The organism is Parafrankia discariae (genome assembly GCF_000373365.1).
Taxonomy (GTDB): domain Bacteria; phylum Actinomycetota; class Actinomycetes; order Frankiales; family Frankiaceae; genus Parafrankia; species Parafrankia discariae.
Genome location: NZ_KB891263.1, coordinates 16698 through 42180, shown reverse-complemented (window position 1 = coordinate 42180; position 25483 = coordinate 16698). Strand labels below are relative to the sequence as shown.

General features: G+C 74.1%; 22 protein-coding genes. 10 read left to right on the top strand and 12 right to left on the bottom strand.

Annotated elements, in window-relative coordinates; translation table 11 throughout:
• Window positions 1-255 precede the first annotated feature (255 nt).
• Entirely contained in the window at window positions 256-894 is a 639-nt protein-coding gene (locus B056_RS0130185; protein WP_026240312.1) for a hypothetical protein, read from the top strand.
• Here the strand turns inward: B056_RS0130185 and B056_RS38560 are convergent.
• The 8 genes from B056_RS38560 to B056_RS0130145 form a co-directional block, all read right to left on the bottom strand.
• Complete coding sequence (locus tag B056_RS38560) at window positions 840-1337, bottom strand: hypothetical protein (RefSeq protein WP_035753300.1); 498 nt, start codon at window positions 1335-1337, stop codon at window positions 840-842. The two genes, B056_RS0130185 and B056_RS38560, sit on opposite strands and share 55 nt — an antisense overlap.
• A 266-nt stretch (window positions 1338-1603) precedes the next feature.
• Window positions 1604-2818 carry an alpha/beta hydrolase family protein gene (locus B056_RS0130175; protein ID WP_018505575.1) on the bottom strand — a complete coding sequence of 405 codons (1215 nt, stop codon included), beginning with the start codon at window positions 2816-2818 and terminating at the stop codon, window positions 1604-1606.
• Between the two features lie 100 nt (window positions 2819-2918).
• Complete coding sequence (locus tag B056_RS0130170) at window positions 2919-4931, bottom strand: EAL domain-containing protein (RefSeq protein ID WP_026240310.1); 2013 nt, start codon at window positions 4929-4931, stop codon at window positions 2919-2921.
• 106 nt (window positions 4932-5037) lie between these two features.
• Complete coding sequence (locus tag B056_RS0130165; RefSeq protein ID WP_018505573.1) at window positions 5038-6462, bottom strand: amidohydrolase family protein; 1425 nt, start codon at window positions 6460-6462, stop codon at window positions 5038-5040.
• On the bottom strand, window positions 6459-7640 hold the full coding sequence (locus B056_RS0130160; protein ID WP_026240309.1) for a hypothetical protein: 1182 nt from the start codon (window positions 7638-7640) through the stop codon (window positions 6459-6461). The genes B056_RS0130165 and B056_RS0130160 overlap by 4 nt, the downstream gene beginning before the upstream one ends.
• A gap of 201 nt (window positions 7641-7841) precedes the next feature.
• On the bottom strand, window positions 7842-8648 hold the full coding sequence (locus B056_RS38555; protein ID WP_018505571.1) for an ABC transporter permease: 807 nt from the start codon (window positions 8646-8648) through the stop codon (window positions 7842-7844).
• On the bottom strand, window positions 8645-9442 hold the full coding sequence (locus B056_RS0130150; RefSeq protein WP_018505570.1) for an ABC transporter ATP-binding protein: 798 nt from the start codon (window positions 9440-9442) through the stop codon (window positions 8645-8647). The genes B056_RS38555 and B056_RS0130150 overlap by 4 nt, the downstream gene beginning before the upstream one ends.
• Entirely contained in the window at window positions 9443-10768 is a 1326-nt protein-coding gene (locus tag B056_RS0130145; RefSeq protein WP_020572793.1) for an ABC transporter substrate-binding protein, read from the bottom strand.
• A gap of 408 nt (window positions 10769-11176) precedes the next feature.
• Here B056_RS0130145 and B056_RS38550 point away from each other — a divergent pair, with 408 nt between their 5' ends.
• From B056_RS38550 to B056_RS0130130, 3 genes are read left to right on the top strand one after another with little or no spacing between them, the layout of a single operon-like run.
• Window positions 11177-15025 (top strand): sensor histidine kinase, encoded by a 3849-nt coding sequence (locus B056_RS38550; RefSeq protein ID WP_051105783.1) that lies wholly within the window; start codon window positions 11177-11179, stop codon window positions 15023-15025.
• On the top strand, window positions 15022-15438 hold the full coding sequence (locus B056_RS0130135) for a roadblock/LC7 domain-containing protein (RefSeq protein ID WP_018505568.1): 417 nt from the start codon (window positions 15022-15024) through the stop codon (window positions 15436-15438). Before B056_RS38550 ends, B056_RS0130135 begins: the two co-directional genes overlap by 4 nt.
• A gap of 21 nt (window positions 15439-15459) precedes the next feature.
• Window positions 15460-15819: a DUF742 domain-containing protein gene (locus B056_RS0130130; RefSeq protein ID WP_018505567.1), complete on the top strand. Its 360-nt coding sequence runs from the start codon at window positions 15460-15462 to the stop codon at window positions 15817-15819.
• A gap of 106 nt (window positions 15820-15925) precedes the next feature.
• Here the strand turns inward: B056_RS0130130 and B056_RS0130125 are convergent, their stop codons facing one another.
• Entirely contained in the window at window positions 15926-16525 is a 600-nt protein-coding gene (locus B056_RS0130125; protein WP_018505566.1) for a pyridoxamine 5'-phosphate oxidase family protein, read from the bottom strand.
• Between the two features lie 103 nt (window positions 16526-16628).
• On the opposite strand from B056_RS0130125, the gene modA reads away from it, so the two are divergent.
• Genes modA through B056_RS0130110 form a run of 3 tightly spaced genes read left to right on the top strand, consistent with a single transcriptional unit; the run spans window position 16629 to window position 19599 of the window.
• Window positions 16629-17453, top strand: coding sequence for a molybdate ABC transporter substrate-binding protein (gene modA / locus B056_RS0130120; RefSeq protein WP_026240308.1), 825 nt, complete (start codon window positions 16629-16631; stop codon window positions 17451-17453).
• Window positions 17450-18319, top strand: a complete 870-nt coding sequence (locus B056_RS0130115) for an ABC transporter permease (RefSeq protein WP_018505564.1) — start codon at window positions 17450-17452, stop codon at window positions 18317-18319. Before modA ends, B056_RS0130115 begins: the two co-directional genes overlap by 4 nt.
• Complete coding sequence (locus B056_RS0130110; protein WP_018505563.1) at window positions 18316-19599, top strand: ABC transporter ATP-binding protein; 1284 nt, start codon at window positions 18316-18318, stop codon at window positions 19597-19599. Before B056_RS0130115 ends, B056_RS0130110 begins: the two co-directional genes overlap by 4 nt.
• A gap of 210 nt (window positions 19600-19809) precedes the next feature.
• Here B056_RS0130110 and B056_RS0130105 read toward each other — a convergent pair whose 3' ends face one another.
• Window positions 19810-20622: a DUF427 domain-containing protein gene (locus B056_RS0130105; protein ID WP_018505562.1), complete on the bottom strand. Its 813-nt coding sequence runs from the start codon at window positions 20620-20622 to the stop codon at window positions 19810-19812.
• 272 nt (window positions 20623-20894) lie between these two features.
• Here B056_RS0130105 and B056_RS0130100 point away from each other — a divergent pair, with 272 nt between their 5' ends.
• From B056_RS0130100 to B056_RS0130090, 3 genes are all read left to right on the top strand, one after another.
• Window positions 20895-21659: a CAP domain-containing protein gene (locus B056_RS0130100; RefSeq protein WP_026240306.1), complete on the top strand. Its 765-nt coding sequence runs from the start codon at window positions 20895-20897 to the stop codon at window positions 21657-21659.
• Window positions 21660-21809: 150 nt separating this feature from the next.
• The gene (locus B056_RS0130095) at window positions 21810-23273 is read left to right on the top strand and encodes a sensor histidine kinase (RefSeq protein WP_018505560.1); all 1464 of its coding nucleotides are present in this window, start codon (window positions 21810-21812) and stop codon (window positions 23271-23273) included.
• Complete coding sequence (locus B056_RS0130090) at window positions 23249-24052, top strand: response regulator transcription factor (RefSeq protein WP_018505559.1); 804 nt, start codon at window positions 23249-23251, stop codon at window positions 24050-24052. The genes B056_RS0130095 and B056_RS0130090 overlap by 25 nt, the downstream gene beginning before the upstream one ends.
• A 26-nt stretch (window positions 24053-24078) precedes the next feature.
• Here B056_RS0130090 and B056_RS0130085 read toward each other — a convergent pair whose 3' ends face one another.
• Together B056_RS0130085 and B056_RS0130080 are read right to left on the bottom strand one after the other, a co-directional pair.
• Window positions 24079-24381, bottom strand: coding sequence for a SelT/SelW/SelH family protein (locus B056_RS0130085; protein WP_020572792.1), 303 nt, complete (start codon window positions 24379-24381; stop codon window positions 24079-24081).
• Between the two features lie 58 nt (window positions 24382-24439).
• Entirely contained in the window at window positions 24440-25150 is a 711-nt protein-coding gene (locus B056_RS0130080; RefSeq protein ID WP_018505557.1) for an MBL fold metallo-hydrolase, read from the bottom strand.
• Window positions 25151-25483: the final 333 nt, after the last annotated feature.

Here is a 25483-nt window from a genome sequence, read left to right as displayed (position 1 = left end):
ACCCGCCGGACCGGCACCGACGGACCAACACCTCGGTGGGCCCGGCGTGCCCTCGCGTCAACACGCAGGGCACGCCGGTAGACACACCACGTTGCACAGCCGGAACCGAGGGCGACGGAGCGGGAACAGAACCAGCCTGACCGGCGCGAAAATCCGCTCGACTGGCACAGAAGAGTGGGGTCGGAAACACGAACGACCCCAAGCTTTCACCAACGCTGGTGGTGGAATGGCGCACGCCACGTTACGGTGTGCGCCATGCCGCTGTCGGGACTCGCCTGGCAGACTCTCCCGGACGCGGGGGCGTTGGCCCTGGTCGACACAAGTTCACGGCGGGCTGCAGCACTCGCCCGTCCCCACCCCAACGAGCTCCCCATGATTGACGTGGTCGACGTCGAACGCCTGGTCGTGGCGTGGCTGTCGCCGCACACCCGGTATGCCGCCGAACAACACCTGGCCGAACGGGTCGATGACGATCCGCACCGAACGATGGGGGCGTTGTGCTGGCTGCTTGCCATGTGGACGGTCACGATCCACCTGCGCACCGGGCAGTCCCCGTCCGCGGTGATCTCCGCGATGTCCTACCGGACGGTGTGGCGCAGCCCGGAGGCACCGGAGTCGGAACGGGTCTGGGAGATCCTCACCGACCGGATCAGGCTCGGCACTTTGGCCGCGCTGACCGCGGACCGTGACACCGCTGTCGAGTTCCACTCCCGCGTCAACAGCCCGCGCGGGCTGGCGCCCGTCCTGCTGCGCCACACGCTCGGTGTGATGGCGGGCGTCGTCGACGACATGAACATCATCGGCGTGGACCCGCAGGACATGGCGGGCACCCTCGCGCTCTACACGATCGACCCGGACGGGCCGACCGTGCCGTGCTTCCGACCGCTGACCTGAACGGACAGAGCGCGCGCCGCCCCGCCCCGGGCGGCCATCCGCGCGGCGACGGATCCGGTGGTCACGTTCCACGACGGCCGGGCGGGCCGCCCGGCCGTCGTGCGGGCGGCCCGCCCGGCCCGGCCGGCGCGGCCGCCTCGAGCCGCCACCGACCGCCAACCACCGGTGCGGGCCGCCCGGGGCGCCGCCTGCGCCGCGGCGCCGGGCGGGCCCGCGGGCGGGGAGTCGATGTAGACCGCTCTCGTCATCCCGGCGTGGCCGTGGATGGCGAGCAGCGTCTCCATCGACGGGTAGATGGCGACCGACCCATGCTCGGAGTTCCACCACAGGACACAGGTGCCGTCCGGAGCCTGCGCCCCGAAGGCGACCGAACCCGTGCCGGACACCCCGGACACGTCGACATCACGCTCGAGATGAAACCGCCGTACCTGGCGAGCGGACATACTGGCCGACCTCCTCGCGGGTCACATCGCCGTGCCCCTGAGCGTTGCGCTACACCCCACCGGCGGCCACCCGGTCACCGGCTGGTCGGGCCACCGTAGCCGCCGGTGTCGGCGGCGGTCATCCGTTTCGCCGCGCCGGACCTCGGCGCGCCCGCACGTGCAGGCGTCGCCGCAGGTCACACGCGCACGCCCAGCTGATCAGACCACAGCGGTGTCCACCCGGACAGCACCGGCGCACCACGAGCTCCGCGGACGCCGCGGACGCGTCAGCCGGCGGCGCGGAACAGCGCCTCGGGAAACCGGCGGGCGGCGGCCGGGGTGAGGAACGAGTCGTAGGCGGTGACCCCGAGCAACCGGCGTTCCAGGAAGGCCACCGTGTAGTAGGTGGTCAGGCGGTGGGCGCGCTCGATGTCGACGGCCGGCGGCCGGCAGGTCATCTCCGCCGTCACCTCCAGCCGCACCCGCACACCCTCGGGAACCGGGCGGTCACGCACCGCCGCGGCCTGGGCGCAGATCTCGGTGAACGAGTTGTGCGTCCCGCCCGTCACCGTGACCAGGTAGCGCGGGTGCGCGCCGTGCAGGCCGGCGAAGGTGCGCCCGGCGTTGCGCTCCACCGGCGCCACCAGGTCGCCGCCGCCGCCGACGAGCAGCGTCGGGACGCGCACCCGGTCGAGCTCTCCCGCCGGCACGACCTCGGTGGCCGGCGCGATCCCGACCACGGCCCGCACCCGCGGGTCCGCCGGCGCCCGCAGGAAACCCACGGTCGAGACCACCGAGGTCAGCCCGCCGAAGGAGAACCCGAGGACGGCGATCTCGTCCGCGCGCACCATCCGCGACAGCGGGCGGTTTTCCTTCGTGAACGCGCTGATGACCGCCGAGACGTCGAGCAGACGGTCGCTGGCGAGCTCGGCGAGCGGGGCCTGCCGGCCCTCCGCCGTCTCGATCATGGTGTCACCGGGATGGTCCGGCGCGGCCACGACGAAGCCGTGTGTCGCCAGCGCCTCGGCCAGGTAGGCGAGCTGCACCCGGCTGCCGGCACTGCCATGCGAGAGGACCACGAGCGGGAACCGGCCCGGCGCCACCGGGATCTCCCCGTGGGCCGAGGCTGACAACACGTCCACGCCCGGCGCCACCGGATAGCGCGCCACCGGATAGCGCGCGACCGACGACGCGGCGACCGACGACAGCGCCGCCGGGCCGGGAGGCGCCAGGGTGCCCGGATACCAGATCGAGGTGGTCAGGATCCGGCCCGGGCGGGCCGGATCCGAGACGGTCACGGTCTGGTACCCGGCGGCGAACGGGCCCGGCTCGTCGGGTGCCGCGAGCGGGGCGACCCCGCCCGACCCGCCGGCCAGGATCACGCCCGCCCGGGCCGGGCCGGCGGACGGCGGACCGGGCAGGCAGAGCAGCAGCCCCACGAGCAGGGCGGCCACCAGCAGGACACGCGGCACGACCGCGCCGCTTCCGGCGCTTCCCCCCATGCGACTGACACTACGCACGGTCACGACACCCGGCGCGCGGCGTGGTCCTTCTACGTCACATCACCCCGTCTGGCCGGCGACGGCTGGTTTCGGGAGGGCCTCACCGCCGGTTACCGAGGCTCATCACGGTCGTGACGTCGTCGCCGTCCGGGCCGCCGAGCAGTTCGGTGAGGCGGCGCGGGCGGCCGACGTGATAGCCCTGCGCCAGGCCCACCCCGAGGTCGAGCAGCAGCTGAGGCAGCGACGCCCGGTCCACCCCCTCGGCGATGACGAGCATGCCGGCCGTCCGGGCGATCTGGACGACCGCCTCCACCAGCGAGCGGTCCCGTGGGTTCGCGTCGACGTTACGGACGACGTTCGCGTCGATCTTCACCGCCCACAGCGGGAGGTTGCGCAGGGCGACGATCGCGCCCGTCTGCATCCCGAAGTCGTCCAGCAGGACGGGGCAGCCGGCGGCGCCGACCTGCTCGGCCAGCCGCCGGGCCGCGTCCGGGCTGGCCACCGCCGCGCTCTCGGAGATCTCCAGACCCAGCCGAGCCGGGTCGACCCGGCCGTCCCGCAGGGTGGAGAGCACGAAGTCACCGAAGGCGGGATCGTGCAGGGACCGGGCGGCCAGGTTGACGTACAGCCGGCCCGGAACCCCGCTGACCAGGGCGTTGACCGCCCGCAGGACGACCCACCGGTCGAGGTGCAGGCCCAGGTCGGTGTGCTCGGCCGCCGCGAGGAAGCCTCGCGGCCCGAGTTCCGGCCACACGCCGTCCCGCAGCCGGGAGAGCAGCTCGAAACCGACCACCTCGCGGCTGGCGAGATCGACGAGGGGCAGCACGTCCAGTGCCATCTGGCCGCTGTCGAGCGCGGCGGCGACCCGGCTGGTCACCGTCACCCGCAGCGCGGCCTCGTCGTACTGCTCCCGGGTGAACAGCCGGGCCCGGTTGCGCCCGGACCGCTTCGCCGCCCGCAACGCGAGGTCCGCCCAGGCGAACGCGGCCTCGCTGCCGGCCGCCAGGTCCAGCGGGACGACGCCGATGCTGACCGTGGCCCGGGCCGCCGGGAGTTCGCCGGCCGCGACGGGCCCGGCGGCGAGCGTGCCGCAGAGCCGTTCGGCGACCGCCAGCCCCTCGCCGCCGCCGCCGGTGGGCAGCAGGACGGCGAACTCGTCCCCGCCGAGCCGGCCGAGCACCGCCTCGGGCAGCTCGGCGCGCAGGCTGTGGGCGAGCCCGCGCAGGACGGCGTCGCCCGCCGTGTGACCCTGCAGGTCGTTGACGTCCGCGAGGTGGTCGACGTCGAGCAGCAGCAGGCAGCCCGGTGGGCCCGCCGGGCCCGCGGCCTCCGCCTCGAGCGCCTCGACCGCCGGGCCCGCGGTGGCCGAGGCGGCGGCCGCCGCGGCCGCGGCCGCGATGCGGGCGTCCAGCTCCTCGGCCATGGCGTACCGGGTGGCGAACCCGGTGAGCGGGTCGACGGCGGGGGCGGTCGGGAACCCGCCGTCGGACCGGGCTGGGGACGGAGTCTCGGCGCCCGCGGCGGCCAGTGCGATCGACGCCGCGGCGTCGAGCCAGGCGGCGTCCTCGGGATCGAGGCCGCCCGCCGCGTCGGTGTCCTGACCGGCGGCGGCCGGGCCGACGGGCCCGGTGGAGGGAAGATCCTCCGCGAGGCCGGAGTCGGCGGGCGCCGGGCGCTGGCCGGCCGCGAGGACGGCCAGGGCGGCCTCGGTCGCGGTGAGCTCGGCGGCGGCCTCCGCAGCGGTGACCTCGGCGGCCCGGGCCGCTTCGGCGGCCTCGGCGGCCTCACCGGTGAGGTCGACGATCTCGAAGAGCAGCAGCTCCGAGGGCTGCCCGGCGCTCATGTCGCGGCAGCTGATGCGCAGCCGGCGCGGCTCGCCGTCGGCGCCGGCCCAGTCGAGGACGGCGGGCGGAGCCGCCGGGTGCAGGCCGGTCAGCGGCAGGCCCGCCTCGGCCACCGCGAGCCGCGCCTCGAACGGCGAGTCGGGGTTCCGCGTCCCGGTGACCAGGTCGACGAGGGCGTCGTTGACCCACGCCACCCGGCCGTCCGCGGTGACGATCAGCATGCCGACAGAAGAAGCCGCCGCGGCCAGCCCCGCAACCCCAGCGATCACCGCACCTCCCGCACCGCGCCGCCCGGAGTGCGCAGTCTAATGTCCGAAAGGACCCCAACCGTCGTTCACCGCGCCGCGCCGGGCGCCTCTTCCACCGGCGGGCCGGTCATCCACCCGGCGCGCCGGGGCCCGGACCGGCGCCGGCCGCGCCCACGGCGGAGCGCAGCTCGGAGTCCAGCCCGGCCCGGGTGGCGAGCTCGACAGCCAGCTCACGCGCCCACGGCAGGACCGGTCCGAGGTCGACGGTGGTCAGCCGGCCGTCGACGACGACCCGCTCGCCGGCCACCCACACCCCGGTGACGTCCCGCGGGGAGGCACAGTAGACGACCGCCTGGTACGGGTCGTGCACGAGCGCCAGCGACGGGCTCGCCTCGGCGAGGTAGACCAGGTCGGCGGACTTGCCGACCTCCAGGGAGCCGACCTCGTCGGCGAGCCCGAGCGCCCGCGCGCCCTCGATGGTCGCCATCCGCAGCACCGTCGGCGCGGTCAGGGCCGTCGCCTGCAGATGGTGCACCTTCTGCAGCAGGGCGGCGACCTTCATCGTCTCCAGCATGTTCTGGCTGTCGTTGCTCGCCGCGCCGTCCACGCCGAGCGCGACGGTGAGCCCGTCGCGCAGCAGCCGCGGGACCTGGCACACCCCGCTGGCGAGGATCATGTTCGAGACGGGGCAGTGCGCGACCGCGACCCGGTGCCGGCGCAGCAGCTCGACGTCGGTGTCGTCGAGCCACACGCAGTGCGCGGCCACCACCTGGGCGTCGAGCAGCCCGCGTCGCGCGGCGAACTCGATCGACCCGGTGCCGCGCGTCGTGCGCGACGCGGTCACCTCCTCGCGGATCTCGTGCAGGTGGACGTGCAGCCGGCCGGTCTCCGTGACCAGCCGGGCCGTCTCGTCGAGCAGTTCGTCGCTGCTCGACGGCACGGTCGCCAGGCCCACCCGGAAGGTGGTGCGGCGCGAGCCGCGGGCCGCGTCGGCGAGCGCCGCGTGCTCGGCGAGGACGGCCGCCATCGGCCGGGGGTTCGCCGAGTCGGCCGGCCCGAACGACACGTCGCCGCGCAGGCCGACCGCGTCGAGGGCGTCGACCACCCCGGGGGTGACCGGGGTGGTCCCGGCCGCCGAGCAGAACATGTCGGCGACCGTCGTCACCCCGGAACAGGCCAGCTCGGCCGCCTTGAGCAGCGTCCCCACGTAGGCCATGTCCCGGGTGAGGTGCCCCTCGATGGGCTCGACGACTCGGACGAACCACTCCCACAGCGTGTGTGTCTCACCGATGCCGGTGACGAGCCCCTCGGAGAAGTGGCCGTGCGCGCTGACCAGCCCCGGGATCAGGATCCCGCCACCGTCCCCGACCACCGGCAGGTCCGCGAACCGCGCCCGGACGTCCGCCGTGGTGTCGACGGCGGCGATCCGCCCGCCGACGACGGCGACCGCGGCGTCCCGCAGATGGCCGCGGGGCCCCATGGTCAGGACGTGCCGGGCCCGCACGACGAAGTCGGCGGGCAGCGGAGCGGGACCCGCCGGTGGTGGGGTCACTTGAGACCGATCGAGGTGTTGATGAACTCGTTGGTGAACAGGTCACCGGGGGCCAGGCCGGCCTTGAGCTCCTTGCGCTGGCCGGTGAAGATCGGCTCGAGGATCTCGATCATGCGAGTCAGCCGGTCCTCCTCCATGTCGCCGACGGCCGCGTTCGGCCCGTTGGCGACCAGGCCGCGCTCCTTCATCGTGGTGACGGCGAACTCGGCCAGGCCCGGCGAGTAGTTCCACACCGAGGCGTTGTCGGCCTGCACGGCCTTGATGATGAGCGCGTTGGTCTCGGCCGGATCGCTCACGAAGTCGACCTGCGACTGCTGGACGATCGGGATCAGCTTCTTCAGGCAGGGCGCGAGGGTCTCCTTGTCACCGGAGCGGATCGACAGCGCCTGCCCGTACACCGGGTACCCGGTGTCGTTGATCAGCTGGAGATCGACGTCGTAGCTGCGGCCGCCCTCCAGCTCGTTCTTGTAGATGTAGGGCTCGGAGGTGGCGAACCCGCCCTGCGCGACGGCGCCGTCCTCGGTCACCCAGCGCGCCGGGCTGCCGTCGTAGCTGCCGTCGACCTGGGACGCCCGCAGGATGCCGGCGCCGAGCAGGTACTGCATGTAGGTGTCGGTCTCGTAGTACAGGACCTTCGTGTCGGTCTGGCCGATGTCGACCAGGGTGTGGAAGTTCGGGCTCTTCGCCTTGTCCCACATGATCATGATGGGGCTGACCTCGAACGGGGCGAAGACGGCCGTGGTCGGCTGATCCTTGGAGTTCTGGATCGCCTCGTCCGTGGAGACCAGGCCCAGGTCGATCTCCGGGTCGAGGTAGAGCTGGGAGCTGACCTGCTCGAAGCCGATGGCCGGCCCGCCGAAGCGCACCTCGACGTTGACGCCGGTGTCCTTGCCCTGGGCGACCAGCGAGCCGGAGATCCGCTTGCCACTGCTGTCGATCTTGGCATCCGGACCGATCAGGTGGTAGAGGAAGCCGTACTCGGACTCGGCGAACCAGTCGGTCTGGATCACCACGTTCTCCGGGCAGACTCCGGCGAGGTCGAGGGCGCCCCCCGCCTCGACGGCCGGCGCCCGCTCACCGGAACCGCTCTCGCCCGTCGTCGGGTCACCCGAGCAGGCCGCGAGGGCCAGTGCCGCCGTCGCGCCCAGGGCCACCACGCCCAGTTTTGTTCGTCTCATGTTGTCGCCTTTCAGGGAAGTATGCGTTTCACGGGGTCCGGGAGGGCGCCGGCGCGGTGCGGGGCGGGCCGGGTCCGGCAGGACGGGCCCGGGGTGGGCCAGGTCCGGCGGGGCGAGGCGGGCTTACCGCGGTCGTTCGACCGGCCGCGGCGGTCCGGCCGAATCCGGACGGTCTCGCATCCACGCTGTACCGGCTGCGTCTCAGCGGGTTTCGGAGCCGTACCAGGCCCCGGTGACAAGCCTGGACAGGTAGCCGAAGAGAACGAAGACGGCCACCCCGAGCAGCGACGCGAGAATGACCGCGCCGAGAAGCTGCTCCGTCATCAGCCGAGCCCGGTACAGATCTATCAGTACACCGATCCCTGGGTCGCCCTGTTTGAAGAAGAAGTCGCCGACCACCGCGCCCACCACAGCCAGGCCGGCCGACACCTGGAAACCCGAGAAGGTCGCGGGCAGCGCCGCGGGAAGCTGCAGCTTCACCAGCAGCACCCATCGCGGAACGCGGTGCAGCGTGAAGAGATCAAGCATGCCGCGGTCGACCGACTGCAACCCGAAGAGCGTGCTGCTGATGATCGGGAAGAGCGCGATCAGCACGCAGACGATCACCCGGCTGACAAAGCCGTAGTGGAACCAGAAACCGATGAGAGGCACCATCGCGAGCGTCGGAATCGTCTGCAGGACAACGGCGTACGGATACACCGAACGCTCGATCCAGCGCGCCTGGCTCATGAGGACGGCCAGCGCCATACCGAGCACGATGGAGATTCCCAGGCCGGTCAGCGCGACCGAGGTGGACAGCCACAACGCGCGTAGCAGCTGTTCGAGGTTGTACCAGTCGAAGAAGGCGACGTCCACGACGGCGTGCGGCGGGGGCAGCAGGAACCGGCGCTTCGGGTCCAGCAGCACCAGACTCACCAGGTACCAGACGCCGATCATGAGCCCGAACATCGCCACCGGGCCGAGGAGATCCACCGACCGCCAGAACGGGCGGCGCCCGGCCGCGGTCACGCCGGCTCCGCGGCGCGCAGCAACCGCGAGATCCGGGCCGTCAGCCGGGTGAACCCGTCGGTGAAGCGGAGGTCCGCCGGGCGCGGATACGGGAACGGGACGTCCAGCTCGGCGACTATCCGGCCCGGTCGGGGAGACATCACGATCACCTTCGTCGACAGGAACACCGCCTCGGCGACCGAGTGCGTCACGAAGACCGCCGCCCCGAACCGGCCCAGGCCGAACAGCCGGAGCAGCTCGTCGTTGAGCCGCTCGCGGGAGAGCTCGTCGAGGGCGCCGAACGGCTCGTCGAGCAGCAGCAGCTCCGGGGCGAGCACCAGCGAACGGGCCAGCGAGACCCGCATCCGCATGCCGCCGGACAACGACCGCGGCCGGTGCCGCTCGAACCCGGTGAGACCGACGAGCTCGATGAGTTCGGCCGCGGTCGGCCGGTAGACGTCGCGGGGGACGCCGGTCACCTCGGCCAGCATCTCGACGTTGCGCCGCACGCTGCGCCAGGGCAGCAGCGTCGGGTCCTGGAAGACGTAGCTGACCCGGTCCGTCGCCCGCCCGACGGTGCCGGTCGTCGCCCCGGTGAGGCCGGAGGCCAGCCGCAGCACCGTGCTCTTCCCGCAGCCCGAGGGGCCGACCAGGCTGATGAAGTCGCCGCGGTTGACGGCCAGGTCGACACCGGTCAGGGCGGTCGTCCCGTCCGGGAAGCGCTTGCCGGCCGCCGCGAGAGTCAGCAGCGGCGCGGCGTCGGCGGAGAGCGCCGTGTCGCTGGCGGGGGATGGTTCGCCCGGTCGCGACACCACTCAGCCCTCGCCGCGGGCGTCGCCGCGGCCCGGGCCGGTGGCCGCTCCGGCGGGCAGGCCGCCGGAGTCCGTCGCCGGCCAGGTGAAGGGGGCCGTCGCGAGCTCCCGCGGGTACACGACGGCGAACCGGCCGCCGGTGGCCTGTTCGATCACCGTCGCGGCGAGCGTGTTCTGGTGCGTCACGTCGAAGCGGACGCCCTCCCAGGGCATGACCGTCTCCGCGCCGGGCACGTTCGTCGCCACCAGCGCCGACCTGATCCGCTCCGGTTCGAGGCCGCCCGCGGCGCCGATCGCCCGGGCCAGCACCATGACCGCCGTGTACGCGGCCGCGGCGGCCTCCGTCATCGGGCCGCCGTAGACGCTCTGGTAACGCGTCGACACCTCGGTCGCCAACGGGTTCGCCTGCGCGACCAGCGCGGACCACCCGACCTGCCGGCTCACCCGCCCGTCGAGACCGGGTACCGCGGCCAGCGGCACCGCCTCCTGCGCGGACCCGTAGACGACGATCCCGGGCGGGGCGTAGCCGAGCCCGCCCAGCGCCTCGCCGAGCACGCGGCCGGAGCCGGGCAGTGCCCCGAAAAGCACCATGTCGGGTGCGGCCGCGCGGACCGCGCCCACCTCGTCGGTGAGGTCCGGGTCGCCGGGCGTGTAGCGCACCTGCGCGACCAGCTCGACGTCGGTCTCCTCGGCCAGCTCCTGGAGCATGGCCTTCAGGTCGTGGCCTTCCGGCCGGTCGCCGTAAATGACGGCCACCCGCCGGCGGGCGACGCCGTCCCGTTCCGCGCCACGCAGCAGGGAAAGGAACGCGCTGCCGAAGCCCCGTACGTCCGGACCGGAGCGGAAGAACCAGCCCAGCCCACGTTCCGTCAGCGCGCTCAACGGAACGTCACCACTCACGAATGGAGTTCCGAGGCGTTCGGCGCGTTGGCTGGCATCCAGCGTCGCCTCGGCGTCGAAGGCGCCGACCATGCCGGCGACGCGCTGTTCGGCCACCAGGCGGTCAGTAGCATCAACCGCACGCTGCCGATCGCTTTCTGTGTCCATTGTCACGATGGAGAGCGAGGCGCGGCCGGCACCCCAGACGCCGGTCGCGGCGAGAGCGGCGTCCGTGCCCGCATTGACGACCGAGGCGGCGAGGTCCGCGCCGCGCTGCGCGTCCCGGCCGGCTTCCGCGTTCGCGCCGGCGAGCGGAGCCAACAGGCCGATCTTGACAACGCCGGAAACCCCGGTGCCGCTGGAATTCGAATCCCCGGAGCAGCCGGTCGCCAGCACCAGAACCGTTGCGATCGCAACGCTTAGGACGCGCGACGGCGACACGATGGCCATGGCTCGTCCCCCACGTCGTCATCTTCCAGGCGCACGTTCAGACACGCGGCACGGCGGTCCGCCCGGTACAGCGTCAGAGTACCGACGCCACGGCACCGACAAGTACCCGCGCAATGCGAGGCCACTCTAGCCAGTTCACCCCCCGACAAGAACAACGGGAGGCGGATCACACCCCAACAAAAGAAGGTTCCTTCCGGCGCGACCCCCTCCCATAGTGTCGACTGCACCGGGAAATACGATTTCCCGACCGGCATGGTTGAACGTGCGCGGAGCTCGTTGGGCGCACGGACCCCGAGAGGTAGGCGACGTGGTATTGCTGCGCGGCGGAGGGCACGACACGGCGGCGGTCTGCCGGCGGCCGTCGGGCCGCCGGCCGGCGCCGCCCACCGCATCGGACGGGGGAACACGATGACCGAGGCACCCGAGCTTGCCAACGCCGGACAGGCCGTCCCCGCGGCCGTCACGGCGCCCACAGCCCTCCCGGCCCAGGGAGCGCACGGAGCGTCGGGTGCCTCCGGGGCTCCGTCGTCCCGGGCTGACCGGCGTTCCCGGGCGCCCCGGCGCGCCGGCTCCGGCCGTTCTCCCCGGACCGTCCGCCCCTCGGCGCGGCGCCGGCGCGCCACCCGGCTGACCCGGGTCGCCCGGGCCGGCCGGCGGGATCTGGGCGGCCGGGTCGCCGACCTGCCGGTGCGCCGCCGGCTGCTGCTGTCGATCGCGATCCCCGCCGCGGCGTTCCTCAGCGTCGCCGTCCTCGGCGCCGTCACCTGGATCTCCGACGCGGCGAGCTACGGCCGCGGCGTGCACGCGGCCGTCCTGGGCCGCGACATCGCGGCGACGGTCCACGAGCTGCAGATGGAGCGGGACCTGGCCGCCGGTTTCGTCGCCGGTGGGCGGCAGAACCGGCCGGACGGCGCGCGGTGGGTCGAGCGGCTGGCGGCGCAGCACCGCTCGGTGGACGACGCCGTCGCCACCGTGCGCGGCGGGCTGGCGAAGGCGTCCGACAACTTCGGCCCGGCCGCCGGCCCGGCCGCGCAGCGCGCGCTGCGCAGCCTCGACGAGCTGCCGCGCGCCCGCGCCGCGGCCGACGGCGCGGGCCTGCCCCTCGGGGCGGTGCTCAACCAGTACTCCACGACCATCGCCGACCTGCGCGAGGTCGACCGGCGGATCGGGCCGGACCGGGTCGACGGCGACCTCGGCTACACGACGACGGTGCTGCGCGACCTGTCCGAGGTGAAGGAGGTCGAGTCGCAGGTCCGGGCCGAGCTCTACGCCGTCGCCCAGGTCGGGCACTTCGACACCGGGCAGGCCGACGCGCTCTCGAGCCTGCTGGCGCAGACCGACGCCGCGCGGGCGGCGTTCCGGGACGTCGCCGACGCCGACGACCGGGCCCGCTACGACCGGGTGGTCAACGGCCAGGCGGTGCTCACCGTCGAGCGGATCTCCGATCGGGCCATCAGCCGCCAGCATCTGCTCGACCTCGACGTCGACCCCGAGCAGTGGTTCGCCGCCAGCACCACCCACATCGAGCTGCTGCGCACCGTCGAGTCGGGACTGTCGCAGAACGTGATCGACGAGGCCGACACACTGCGCGCGGACGCCTGGGGGCGCACGGCGCTCATCGGCGGCTTCATCATCGCGATCACTCTGGCCGCGGTGCTGCTGACCATGGCGATCGCCGCCACGATGACCCGTCCGCTGCGGGCGCTGCGCGACGGCGCGCACGACGTCGCGCACGAGCGGCTGCCGCGCATCATCGAGCAGCTGCAGACCGCCGGGGCGGGCCAGGTCGACACCAGGATCCACTCCATCGGCATCCGGTCGAAGGACGAGATCGGCGAGGTGGCCCGCACGTTCGACGACCTCCAGCGCGAGGCGGTGCGGCTGGCCGCCGAGCAGGCCGTCCTGCGGCGCAGCGTCAACACGCTGTTCCTGAGCCTGTCCCGCCGCAGCCAGAGCCTCATCGAGCGCCAGCTAGCCCTCATCGACCGGCTGGAACGGGCCGAGGAGAGCCCCGCGCAGCTCGAGAACCTGTTCCGGCTCGACCACCTGGCCACCCGGATGCGGCGCAACAGCGAGAACCTGCTGGTCCTGGCCGGCACCGGGCCCGGCCGGCGCCGGGCGACCCCGGTGTCGACGGCCGCCGTCCTGCAGGCCGCCGTCGGCGAGATCGAGCAGTACCAGCGGATCCAGATCGTCGAGGTGGTCGACGCCCGCATCACGGCCGGCGCGGTGAACCACGTCGTGCATCTCATCGCCGAACTGCTGGAGAACGCCGCGCAGTTCTCGCCGCCGCACCGGCCGGTGGAGGTCGTGGCGCGCCGTTCCCCGGACGGCGGGATGACGGTCTCGATCACCGACCGCGGCCTGGGGATGCCCCCGGCGGAGATCGCCGCCGCCAACGAGCGGCTCGCCCACCCGCCCATCTTCGACTTCTCCATCTCCGAGCGGCTCGGCCTGTTCGTCGTCGCCCGGCTCGCCGAGCGGCACGAGATCAGCGTCCGGCTCGCGGCGGCGTCCGGCGGTGGGGTCCAGGCCCAGGTCAGCCTGCCGGCGAACCTGCTGGCCAGCGCGGCCGTCCCACGGCGTGGCGAGGACGCCGGCGCCGCGCGCGGCGGCGCGGCGCTCGCGGCGGGCGGGCGGGTCCAGCCGCTGGCGCTGTCCCCGAACGGGAACGGCCCGGGCGCACCGGCGTCGATGAACGGCCACGCCCGTGGCCACGGCGCCGGCGACCCGCTCCTGCCGGGCTCGAGCGGCCCACTCCCCCAGCGGCCCCGCATGACGTCCCTCGGCGGCGGTGACGGCGGGACCACCGACGAGTTCAACCGCCTACTCGAGCTGAACGGACTCACCGACCGCCCGGCGACGAGACCGGCCGATCCCGGCCCCCGGCCGCCCGCGGCGGCGGTTCCGCCGCCACCCCCCGCGCCCAGCATCCCCACCGCGCCCCCGGAGGTTCCGGCGCCGCCGCCGTCCTCCCCCGCCCCACGACCCCCGGCCCCACGGCCCCCGGTCCCACGGACTCCGGAGGCGCACGGCCTGGATCCGCTGCCACCGGTGGTGCCGAACCCCCCCGTGGTCGCCTGGTTCAAGCCTCGCGGGACGGCGTCCAAGGCCGAGGAGGGCGCTGCCCGGCCGGGGACAGCCGCCTCCGCCTCGGCCGGAGCGGCGACGGGCGCGTCCACCGGTGTCACCGGCGCCACCGGCGAGATGGGCCTCCCACCGATCGAGGAGGTCGTGGCCGGCCGTGCCCGCGAGCGCGAGCGGACCGCGCCCGACCCGGTCTCGGCGGACCCGGTCTCGGCGGACCCGGTCTCGGCGGACCCGGTCCCGGCGGACCCGATCACCGTGGGCCCGATGACGGCGGGCCCGCTCGCGGTGGACCCGCTCGCGGTGGACCCGGTGGCGGGTTCCGCGGCGCACCTGCCGCCCGAACCACCCGGGGCGCCGTTCACCTGGTTCGACCGGCCAGCGGCGGGCGGGAACGTACCGACCGGCGCCAGCGCGCCCCGCACGCCACCCGGGCCCACGGCGCCAGCGGCCGTGCCACCGGCGTCCGCCTTCGCGCCCACCTGGACCACCCCGCCCCCGGCGGCACCCAACACCGGTTTCGCCCCCACCCCGGCGGCCCCCACCCCGGCCGTGCCGTCCACGTTCGCGCCCGCCGACCCGGCGGCCTTCACACCCGCCGGGGGGCTGCCCACCAGGCCGGCCGCCGCCCCGCTCCCGCCGCCGGTCCACCCGGTGGTCCCGGGTGCCACCGACCGCGTGGCGCGCGGCGGAGCGGGCCGGGCGCCCGCGGGCGGCGACGCGTCGACGGACCCGGTCCAGCGGCTGCAGGGCCCGCCGGAGCGGATCGATCCGGCCGCGCTGCCGACCACCAGGGCGGGGCTGCCGATGCGCGTCCCCGCGGCCGGTGGGCCCCTGGCGCCCGGCCCCGGCGGAACAGGGTCGGGGCGCATCCCGGGCTCGGCGGGAGCGGGTGCCCTCGCCGGCCGCCCGAGCTGGGAGCAGCCGACGCCCGAGGTGCGGCCGGAGTGGATCCGGGGCCGGCTCTCCCGGCTGTACGAAGGCGTGAACCACGCCCGCGACGCCGACGCCCGCGACATCGACGCCCGCGACATCGACGCCCGCGACATCGACGCCACCGACTCCCGCGGCCTCGGGGGGCCCGGTGTGTCCTCTCCGGTCGCGCCCCCCGGCGCGGCCCGGGCCGAACCTCCGTTCGGCCCACCCCTCGATAGGCTGGAGGACGAGTGACCGAGACGATCCCCGACAGCCCGTCACTGGACTGGTTGGTCAACAACTTCGTTGACCAGGTACCGGGCGTCGCCAACGCCATCGTCGCGTCGTCCGACGGGCACCTGCTCGCGGTCTGTGACGGGTTCCCGCGGGAACAGGCCGGCCAGCTCGGCACCATCGCCTCCGGTCTTTTCAGCCTCACCCTGGCGGCGGCCGAGTTCGTGGACGGGGGCTCCGTCACACAGACGATCGTGGAGATGGCCCAGGGCTCGATGCTGTTGATGGCCGTCGGCGACGGATCGTGCCTCGCCGTCCTCGCGAGCAACACCTGCGACATCGGACTGGTCGGCTACGAGATGACAGTGCTGGTCAAGCGCACCCGCGACGCCTTGACCCCGGCCAGACGCCACGAACCACCCGCGGGCCTCTAGCGGGACGGGAGCTCGTACCCGGTGACCGACGACTGGTCTGACCCTTCCGGCGAACTCGTCCGGCCCTACACGGCCACCCGTGGGCGTGCCCACGCCAGCCGCCTGCTCGCGCTCGAGGCGATGGTCTGTACGACCGCGCACGGGCGGCACCGGCATCAGGAGCTGCTCCTCGACGAACGTTCGATCGTCGAGATGTGCCTGCGCCCGCAGTCCGTGATCGAGATCGCGGCGAAACTACGGCTTCCGGTCGGCGTCGTGCGGGTGCTGGTGACGGACGCCGAGTCGACGGGTCTGGTGGAGATCTCGCAGCTCGACACGACCGACGCGACCCAGGAGGTGGGGCTGCTCGGCCGGGTGCTCACGGGCCTGCGCCGCCTGTGATCATCCGCGACGTGGCACGGCACGTTACGGACTCATGACGAACAGGTAATTTCCCGGCGGCCCGCGCGCTCTGTGACCCGACACACCCGGCACGGGCACACGGACCTCACACGCTGCCGAGAATCCGGGTGATCGTGATCTCCACCACGACCCGGTCGGGGTTGGCGCGAGGGGTGCGGTACCGCTCGGCGTAACGGCGCTCCGCCTCGGCGACCGACCCGGGATCGTCCCGGACGACCGCCAGCCCCTCGATCGTCGACCATCGCCGCCCGTCGATCTGACAGACCGCGACCGGCACACCGACCCGACCCGCCGCCATCGCGAGCCCGCCACCAGCCGGCTCCAGGACCTGTTCCGCAAGGGCTTCCGGGGCCGATGGTCCGGCTTTTTCGCCATTTATGCCCGAATTAATCTGATTCTGTTCGCCCCCGGAGCCCACCGGCCTGGCCGCCGCGGCCCGCGGGCCGGCCCCCGCCGCCGCGACCCGGCCGGCGGCGTCGAGCCCGCCCCGCCCGGCCAGCAGTCCGACCTTGCGCGACCGGCGGGACGTGATGACCCTGGCGAGACCGGCCGGCGCGTCCAGGGTGACGCCCACGGCGACGACGTGCGCCGTGCCGTCCGGACGCACCGTCGTCAGGGTGCACAGATGCCGCTCACGCCAGAACTCGAGGAAGGCGGCGCCCCGGCCGCGCGGGTCGTTGGACATCCCCACACCCTCTCACCAGGCCCGACAGCGGTTACTTACCCGTAAACGCGGCGCAGACATCGGTCAGAAACCGCGATTGCGGCTGTATCGTGCATCCGTGTCGATGATCCGAGCCTCTCGCAGGTCCACCCGCGTTTCGCGCCTCGCCGTCCCTCTCGTCCTCGTGCCCGCCCTCGCGCTCGTCGCCGCCGGCTGCGGGTCCGACGACGACACCGCGACCCCGGCCGCCACGACCACCAGTGCCGCGCCGGAGGCACACTCCATCACGGTCTTCGCCGCCGCGTCGCTCACCGAGACCTTCACCGAGCTCGGCAAGCAGTTCGAGGCCGCCCACCCGGGTACGAAGGTCACGTTCTCCTTCGCGGCCAGCTCCGCGTTGTCCCAGCAGATCAACTCGGGCGCGCCGGCGGACGTCTTCGCCTCGGCGAGCCCGAAGAACATGACCGAGGTCGTGGACGCGGGCCACGCCAAGGACCCGAAGACCTTCGCGACGAACTCGCTCGAGATCGCGGTGCCCAAGGACAACCCGGCCAAGATCGACGACATCGGTGACCTCGACGAGCCCGGCGTGAAGGTCTCCCTGTGCGAGGCGCAGGTGCCCTGCGGCGTCGCCGCCACCACGGTCCTGGACAAGGCCGGCGAGAAGGTCACCCCCGTCACCTACGGCCAGGACGTCAAGGCCGTGCTGACGTCCGTGCGCCTCGGTGAGGTGGACGCCGGTCTGGTGTACCGCACCGACGTGGCCGCCGCCGGCGCCGACGTGGTCGGGGTGGAGATCCCGGCGGACGTCAACGCGACGGTGAAGTACCCGATCGCGGTGCTGAACGACTCCGACGAGGCCGCGACCGCGCAGCAGTTCGTCGACTCGCTGCTGTCCGCCGAAGGCACGAAGGTCCTCTCCGCGGCGGGGTTCGGCCCGGCGGCGTGACGCTGAGCCGCCCGGTACGGCAGAGCGGCCGGGTCCGGCGGGGCGGCCGGGTCGTGCGGCGCGAGGTCCGCGTCCGCGCCCCCTGGCCGCTCGCCGTGCCGGCGGCGCTCGCCACCGTGTTCCTCCTCCTGCCACTCCTCGCACTGATCATCAGAGCCCCCTGGGAGTCGCTGCCCGACCTGCTGACCGATCCCTCGACCCGGCACGCGCTGTGGCTGTCGGTACGCACCGCCACCGTGACCACGATGATCTGCGTCCTGTTCGGGGTGCCGCTGGCCTGGGCGCTGGCCCGGGGCTCCTTCCCGGGGCGCGGCGTGCTGCGCGCGCTGGTCACCATCCCGCTGGTGCTGCCGCCGGTCGTCGGCGGCGTGTCGCTGCTGCTCGTGCTGGGCCGGCGCGGCATCGTCGGCAACCGCCTCGACGACTGGTTCGGCGTCACGATCCCGTTCACGACCAACGCGGTGATCATCGCGCAGACCTTCGTGGCGCTGCCGTTCCTGGTGCTGTCGGTCGAGGGCGCGCTGAGTGCCGCCGACCGCCGGTTCGAGGACGCGGCGGCCACCCTCGGCGCCAGCCGGGCGACGGCCTTCTTCCGGGTGACCCTGCCGATGGTCGCCCCGGCGGTCGCGGCCGGCGCCGTGCTGAGCTGGGCGCGGGCCCTGGGCGAGTTCGGCGCGACGATCACCTTCGCCGGCAACTTCCCGAAGACCACCCAGACGATGCCGCTCGCGGTCTACCTGGCGATGGAGACCGACCCCGACGCCGCCGTGGCGCTGTCGCTGGTGCTGCTGGTGGTCAGCATCGTCGTCCTGGTCGCCCTGCGCGGCCACTGGTGGGACGCCCGCCGAACGCAGCGCCTGGCATGACCGGCCGCACGGGCGACATGACCGGCCGCACGGCTGAGAGGTCCACCGGGCTGATCGCCCGCATCGGCGTCGACCTGGGTGCCCTGCGCCTGGACGCCGAGCTTACCGTCGCCCCCGGGCGCACCCTCGCCGTCCTGGGCCCCAACGGCGCCGGCAAGACGACGCTGCTGCGCGCGCTGGCCGGACTCGTCCCGCTGCGCCGCGGACGGATCACCCTGGACGGGGCGGTGCTCGACGACCCGGCGGCCGGGCGGTACGTCGCCCCCGAGCGGCGCGGTGCCGGCTACGTCTTCCAGGACTACCTGCTCTTCCCCCATCTCAGCGCCGTCGACAACGTGGCGTTCGGGCCCCGGGTCCGGCACCGGACGCGGCGCGGCCCGGCCCGCGCGGCCGCCCTGGAATGGCTGGCCCGGCTCGGCCTGGCCGAGGTCGCGCACCTGCGCCCCGCCGCGCTGTCCGGCGGACAGGCGCAACGGGTCGCCCTCGCCCGGGCCCTCGCCCCCGGGCCGGGAATGCTGCTGCTCGACGAGCCCCTCTCCGCCCTGGACGCCGGGACCCGCCTCGAGGTCCGCGCCGAGATCCGGGCCCTGCTCCCCACCCTGGGCGTCCCGGTCGTGATGGTCACCCACGACCCGGTGGACGCCCTGACGCTGGCCGACGAGGTGGCGGTCCTCGAGGGTGGCCGGGTGGTCCAACGAGGCGAGCCGACCGAGGTGATCACCCGTCCGCGCACGCCGTACGTGGCCCGCCTGGCCGGTCTGAACCTCTACCCGGGAACCGCGGCGAACAGCGCGGTCGTCCTCGACCTGGCGGCTGACGGTGGCTCGTTCGCCGCCGGCACCGGGAACGGCGGGGACAGCACCGGGACCGGCGGGGACGGGACCGGGACCGGCCAGGACGGGGACGGGACCGGCCAGGACGGGGACGGGGACGGCACAGGCGCCGGGGCCCTGATGACCGCGCCGGCTGGCGGGACGCTCCGGGTGGCCCCGGGCGTTCCCTCCGGAGCGGTGCTCGTGGCGTTGCGGCCCGCCGAGGTCGGCGTCCACCTGGAGGAGCCGCCGCCCGAGGCCGGGGTGAACGTCCTGACCGGTCCGGTGACCTCGGTGGAGGCGTTGGGCGACCAGGTCCGGGTGCTGGTCGCCAGCACCCCCGCCGTGCGCGCCGAGATCCCGGCCGCGCGGCTGGGCCTGCTCCGGCTGGTCCGCGGCACACCGGTCTGGCTCACGGTGCACGAGGACGCTCTGGACATCTACCCCCGGGACAGCGCCACGATGTGATCCCTCCGCGGGCGGGATCCCGCCCGCGCGATCCCGCCACCCGTGGGCCTGCCCCTCACCCCCAGCCGCGATTCCCGCCTCTAGAACGAAAGCCCCAAATATCGATCGGCCTGCTTGCCTTTTGGCATTTTTCTCGCTCTTTCGGACAGGACTCAGCCGCGATTCGCCCCCGAAACGGCGAGGTAGAAACCAAAAGGCGAGTGGCTCGGGTCAGGCTCCGGGGGCCGGCTCGCCGTTGACCAGAACGGTCACGCCCTCGCCGAGGAACGACACCAGCCCGGCGATCCCGGCCGACTCCGGCAGCGGCTCCGGGTAGTACCAGGCGCCGTCCGTGATCACCTCCCCGCCGCCACGCACCGTGTAGTACGACGCCTGGCCCTTGTAGGCGCACACCGTGTGCGTCGCGGAGCCCGCCAGGGCCTCGGCCCGGACGTCCTCGAGGGGGAGGTACCAGCGCGGCGGCAGGGAGGTCTCGAAGAGCTTCACCGGACGGGTGCTCCGGGCCACCACCTCACCACCCACCAGCACTTCGACCTGGTCGGAGGACCGGCGGGCGTCCACCCGGTGGTAGGGGTCGCGCGGATGGCCGAGGACCCGCTCGTCCTCCTCGTACCAGGCGTCCAGGCGGTCGAAGTAGAACGCCGCCAGCCCGGCGAGGGGCGGGACCCCCGGCAGCGGCTCGGGGTAGGACCACAGCACGTTCTCCTCGACCCGGTCGCCGACCCGCAGCGTCCAGTACGAGGCGGTGCCCTTGAACGGGCAGGTGGTGTGGTGGTCGGTCGGCTCCAGCAGGTCCTGGCGGACGTCCTCGAGCGGCACGTACCAGACGCCCCGGTAGTTGGTCTCGTACAGGATCTTCGCGCGACGGGTGTCGAGCACGGTCTGGCCGGCCAGCTCCGCCCGGATCCGCGGCGCCACGTCCTCGAGGTAGAGGACGTGCGCGGGCGCGGAGGCGTCCAGGTCGAAGTTGAAGGCCCCGGCCCGGTGGCTGGCGAACGGGCCGGATCCGAGAGTCAGGCTCATGGCAGGCACAACACGGCGCGTTCTGCGCACCTTCCTCCCGCCGGCCCCGGCCCCCTGCCAGCCCCCGCCCGGCCGCCCGCCGGCCCCGGAGCCCTCCTTCGCGTGATCCGCCATCACGACCACGCGCGGCCTCGGCGGACGACCGGCGGACACTCCGGGCACGACGCACCGACCACGGCACCGGCCCGGGTACCGGTCGCCGTGGCGGACGATTGTCCGGTTCGCTACAGTTCCAGGCGTTGCGAGGGGGGAGATCACCCAGAGGAGTCTCCATGGCCCCGGTCCGCAAGACCGTCGCCAGCGCAGCAGCCACGGTCGCCCTGTTGGCGGCCGTCGCGTCCTGCCGGCCGGCCCCGGGCGGTCCACCAGGTGGTGGATTCCCGGCGCCGACAGCAAGCACGAGCACGTCGCCCACGGCCGCACCGACGTCATCGGTGCCGCCCACGGGGACACCGCCTCCGTCGACGCCGACGGCGGCGCCCACCGCCCTGCCCACCACCACCGCACCCACCCCGCCGGCGCCGACCACGGCACCGCCCTCATCCACCCGGCCGCCGCGGCCACCGCGGCCGACCGATCCGCCCGGGCCGGCTGATCCGCCGGTTCCCACGAACCCGCCGGTCACGTCCGCTCCGCCGGCTCCGCCCGGCACGAGCACCCAGGCCGACGAGATCGTCCGGCTCACCAACGTCGAACGTCAGAAGGCCGGCTGCGGACCGCTCGCCGTCGACTCCCGGCTCACCGCCGCGGCGCAGGCGCACACCGCGGACATGGCGGCGAACGACTACTTCAGCCATGACGGCCGGGACGGCAGCTCACCGGGTGACCGGACCAGGGCCGCCGGCTTCCCGTCGGGCTTCGTCGGCGAGAACATCGCCGCCGGATCGACCACGCCGGCCGCGACCATCCAGATGTGGATGAACAGCTCGGGGCACCGCGCGAACATCCTCAACTGCGACTACACCCACATCGGCGTCGGCTACGCCGAGGGCGGCTCGTACCGCTACTACTGGACGCAGGACTTCGGGAAGCTCTAGCCCGTCCCGACCACTCCTCCCGGTGACCGCCGCGACGCGGCGGTCACCGGCCGGGATGGCCGAAAGTCGATGCGACGGACCGCCGGGCGGCCGGAGCCGTAGACCTCGGAGGGATGCGGCGACGCCCGCCGGCTGCGTACTCTTCGCCTCGTGATCGGCACGACGGCGGACGGACCCGGCCCGGCCCACGACCGGGCCGTGCGGCGGCGCGGCCGGCCACGCGGGTTCCCCGGGCGCGGCCCGGTGGACGCGCTGGGCCCGCGCCGGCTGCTGCACGCCGTCCGGTCCCTGGACGAACCCGGCCCACCGGATGTCGGTCTCGTCAACGACCCCCGGTTCCGCTGGCTGCTGCCCGGCGCGCTGCTGCCCGGCGCGCCGACCGAGCCGTCCGACGGGTCCGCCCGCCCGGCCGTCCGCACGGCACGCGACTGGGTGGTCGACGCCGTCCTGTTCGGCTTCTCGGTGGTCTGCGGCCTGCTGCTGGTCGAGCAGACCTCGCGGCGGGCCGACGTCCCGGATCCGCTGGTGCTGGTCGATCTCGTCGTCGGCCTGGCACTGTGCGGCCTGCTGTGGTGGCGGCGGCGCCGGCCGGTGACACTGCTGCTGCTGAGCTGGCCGACCGGGCTGTTCTCCACGACGGCGTCGGCCGCGTCGGTGGTCCTGCTGTTCACCGTGGCCGTGCACTGCCGGCTGCGCACGACCGTCCTGCTGGCGGCCGTCTACTGGACGCCCGGACTGGTGTACTTCGCGGTCTGGCCGGATCCCGACCTGCCCTACGCGGGGGCGGTCGTCTTCCTGATCGTCATGCTGGCGCTGACGGTCGGCTGGGGGCTGTTCGTGCGCTCCCGGCGCCAGCTTCTGCTGTCGCTGCGCGAACGGGCCCGGCTGGCCGAGGCCGAGCAGCGGCGCGGGGTGGCCGCGGCCCGCCAGCTCGAGCGCACCCGGATCGCCCGGGAGATGCACGACGTGCTGGGGCACCGGCTCTCGCTGCTCACGATGCACGCCGGGGCGCTGGAGTTCCGCCCGGGCGCGCCCCCCGAGCAGATCGCCGGCGCGGCCGGGGTGATCCGGGAGAGCGCCCACGAGGCCCTGCGGGACCTGCGGGCGGCGATCGGGGCGCTGCGGGAGGGCCCCGAGGATCCGGCGGCCCGACCCCAGCCGACGCTGGACGACCTGCCCGAGCTGGTGGACGAGTGCCGCCGGGCCGGCATGGAGATCCGGACCTCCATCCACCTGGCCGAGGCGGCGAGTGCCCCCGCGGTGATGGCCGGCAGCGCGTTCCGCATCGCGCAGGAGGGGCTGACCAACGCCCGGCGGCACGCCCCCGGCGCGCCGACCCGGCTGATCATCGACGGGTCGCCCGCCGGCGGGCTGCACCTGGAGATCCGCAACGCCCGCCGGCCCGGCCCTGACCCGGCACCGCGGCCCGGGCAGCCGTCCTGGGCCACTGGGCCGGCCGGTCCGTCCGGACCGACCGGGACCGCCGGACCGGCCGGGACCGGGCTGCTCGGTCTCACCGAACGGGCCGCGCTGGTCGGCGGGCGGCTCGAGCACGGCCCGACCCCCGAGGGCGAGTTCCGGCTCTACGCGTGGCTGCCCTGGACGACACCGTGACCGCCGGCCCGCCGCCGGACGGGGCCGTCCCCGTCCGGGTCCTGGTGGTCGACGACGACGCGCTGGTCCGCTCCGCGCTGGCGATGATGTTCGACGGTGCCGACGGCGCGCGCATCGTCGGCGAGGCGACCGACGGCGACGAGGTCACCGCCGCCGTCGACGCGCTGCGCCCGGACGTCGTCCTCATGGACATCCGGATGGCGCGGGTGGACGGGCTGCGGGCCACGGAGCTCCTGCTCGCCCGCGAGCAGCCGCCACAGATCGTCGTGCTGACCACCTTCGACGCGGACGACCAGGTGCTGCGCGCGCTGCGGGCCGGCGCGAGCGGCTTCCTGCTCAAGGACACCCCGCCGGCCGAGATCGTCCGGGCGGTGCTGCGGGTGGCGGCCGGGGAGCCGATGCTCTCCCCCACCGTCACCCGCCAGCTCATCGCGCGGATCGCGGCGGTGGAGACCGCCCCGGAACCGGCCGCCCCGCCAACAACCGCCCCGCCAGCAGTCGCCGCGGCGGAGAGCTCGGCGGCGGAACGCGGCGCGGCGCGGCGCGCGGCGGCCCGGCGGGCGGCGGCCCGCCAGGCGGTCGCGCAGCTCAGCCCACGGGAGCGGGAGGTCGCACTGGCCGTGGGCCGGGGTCTGTCGAACGCGGAGATAGCCGGTGAGCTCTTCATGAGCGTGGCGACGGCGAAGTCGTATGTCTCGAGGCTGCTGACCAGGCTCGACCTGAGCAACCGGGTGCAGCTCGCCCTGCTCGTCCACGACGCCGAGGAACCCGCGGGATGACCGGGCGGCCGGGCTCGCCTGACCGGTCAGTGCTCGACATGTCCCAGCGGCCGGCCGGGGGCGATCCTGTCCCGCAGCGCCCGCTTGACCGCGGACGGCTCGGGGAAGCCCTGCTCGCCACGGTCCCAGATCACCTCACCGCCCAGCCGGACGGTGAACACCCCGCCGGTACCCGGCACGAGCGCGACCGCGCCGAGATCCGCCTCGAACGTGGTCAGCAGCTCCTGGGCGAGCCAGGCCGCCCGCGGCAGCCACCTGCACCGGGTGCAGTACTCGATCTCGACCCGGGGCCGCGGGCCCGCCGAGCCGTCAGCGTCCACCGCACGCACGGCACTCACCACTCACGGCGCTCACCCCCGCACCGACCCCTACCCTCCTCGCGGGCGATCAGGCGCCGAGCATCGCCAGCCACTGCCGGGAGCTGGTCGGCCGGAAGACGTAGTTCATCTTGCGCACGACGCCCAGCTCCGCGGCGGACTCCGCCGAGTAGCGGTGACCCGGGTAGACGGTGACGTCGTCGGGCAGCGTTCCCAGGCGGCGCAGGCTGTCGTACATGGCCGCGGCGTCCCCACCGGGGAAGTCCATCCGCCCGCAGCCCTCGAGGAAGAGCGTGTCGCCGGCGACGAGCCGCCCGTCCACCAGGAAGCACTGGCTGCCCGGGGTGTGACCGGGGGTGTGCAGCAGGCGGATGTCGACCGCGCCGACCGTGACCACGTCGTCGTCGCCGTGCTCGACGAGCTCGGCGGCCCCCACGCCCGTCCCGCGCCGCACCCATTCGGCCTCGTCCCGCTGCAGGTGGATGGGGACGGAGGTGCGCTCCAGCAGCTCGCGGATCCCCTCCAGCTCGATGCCGAAGGCCGTGCCGCCGACGTGGTCGGCGTGGTGGTGGGTCACCAGCGCCCCGGTCAGCCGCATGTCGTCGGCGGCCAGCAGGTCGAGCAGGTCGCCGACCCGGTAGGCGGGATCGACCACGACGGCCTCGCCCGTCTCCCGGTCCCCGATGAGGTAGACGAAGTTGACCATCTGGGTGGCGGCGGGGTCACCCACCGCGAAGTCGCGGCCGGACAGCAACTGGCGGAAGTACAGGCGATCGCTCACACCACGAGCCTACGGAGCGCCGGCCCGGCACTCCAGAACCGGTGGGGCGGACGGACCGTCGCCCGTTCCGGAGCCACCGCCGGCCACCGCGTGCCACCACTGGCCACCGCGTGCCGCGCCGCCCTGGACGGGAGGCGGGCGGGCCCCCGACAGCGGCCGAACCCACACCAATCAAAAATAATCGCGCTCAACAAAAGATGTATTCAAATTGCACCGAACCTACGATGAGGTCATTCGGCCCCGGCCCGCGGAGGTGGACCGACGGGAACCTCGACTCGCTCCGCTCGGCGCCGCCCGCGCGTGGCGCCCTGGCTGGCCTATCTTCTCGGCGGA

What these genes read in the sequence shown, in the direction of transcription:
- B056_RS0130160 (WP_026240309.1), bottom strand. Translation starts at nt 7,640, where the DNA reads ATGAGACGAACAAAACTGGGCGTGGTGGCCCTGGGCGCGACGGCGGCA.
- B056_RS0130125 (WP_018505566.1), bottom strand. Translation starts at nt 16,525, where the DNA reads ATGTCCAACGACCCGCGCGGCCGGGGCGCCGCCTTCCTCGAGTTCTGG.
- B056_RS38560 (WP_035753300.1), bottom strand. Translation starts at nt 1,337, where the DNA reads ATGTCCGCTCGCCAGGTACGGCGGTTTCATCTCGAGCGTGATGTCGAC.
- B056_RS0130145 (WP_020572793.1), bottom strand. Translation starts at nt 10,768, where the DNA reads ATGGCCATCGTGTCGCCGTCGCGCGTCCTAAGCGTTGCGATCGCAACG.
- B056_RS0130175 (WP_018505575.1), bottom strand. Translation starts at nt 2,818, where the DNA reads ATGGGGGGAAGCGCCGGAAGCGGCGCGGTCGTGCCGCGTGTCCTGCTG.
- modA (WP_026240308.1), top strand. Translation starts at nt 16,629, where the DNA reads ATGATCCGAGCCTCTCGCAGGTCCACCCGCGTTTCGCGCCTCGCCGTC.
- B056_RS0130110 (WP_018505563.1), top strand. Translation starts at nt 18,316, where the DNA reads ATGACCGGCCGCACGGGCGACATGACCGGCCGCACGGCTGAGAGGTCC.
- B056_RS38550 (WP_051105783.1), top strand. Translation starts at nt 11,177, where the DNA reads ATGACCGAGGCACCCGAGCTTGCCAACGCCGGACAGGCCGTCCCCGCG.
- B056_RS0130105 (WP_018505562.1), bottom strand. Translation starts at nt 20,622, where the DNA reads ATGAGCCTGACTCTCGGATCCGGCCCGTTCGCCAGCCACCGGGCCGGG.
- B056_RS0130185 (WP_026240312.1), top strand. Translation starts at nt 256, where the DNA reads ATGCCGCTGTCGGGACTCGCCTGGCAGACTCTCCCGGACGCGGGGGCG.
- B056_RS0130100 (WP_026240306.1), top strand. Translation starts at nt 20,895, where the DNA reads ATGGCCCCGGTCCGCAAGACCGTCGCCAGCGCAGCAGCCACGGTCGCC.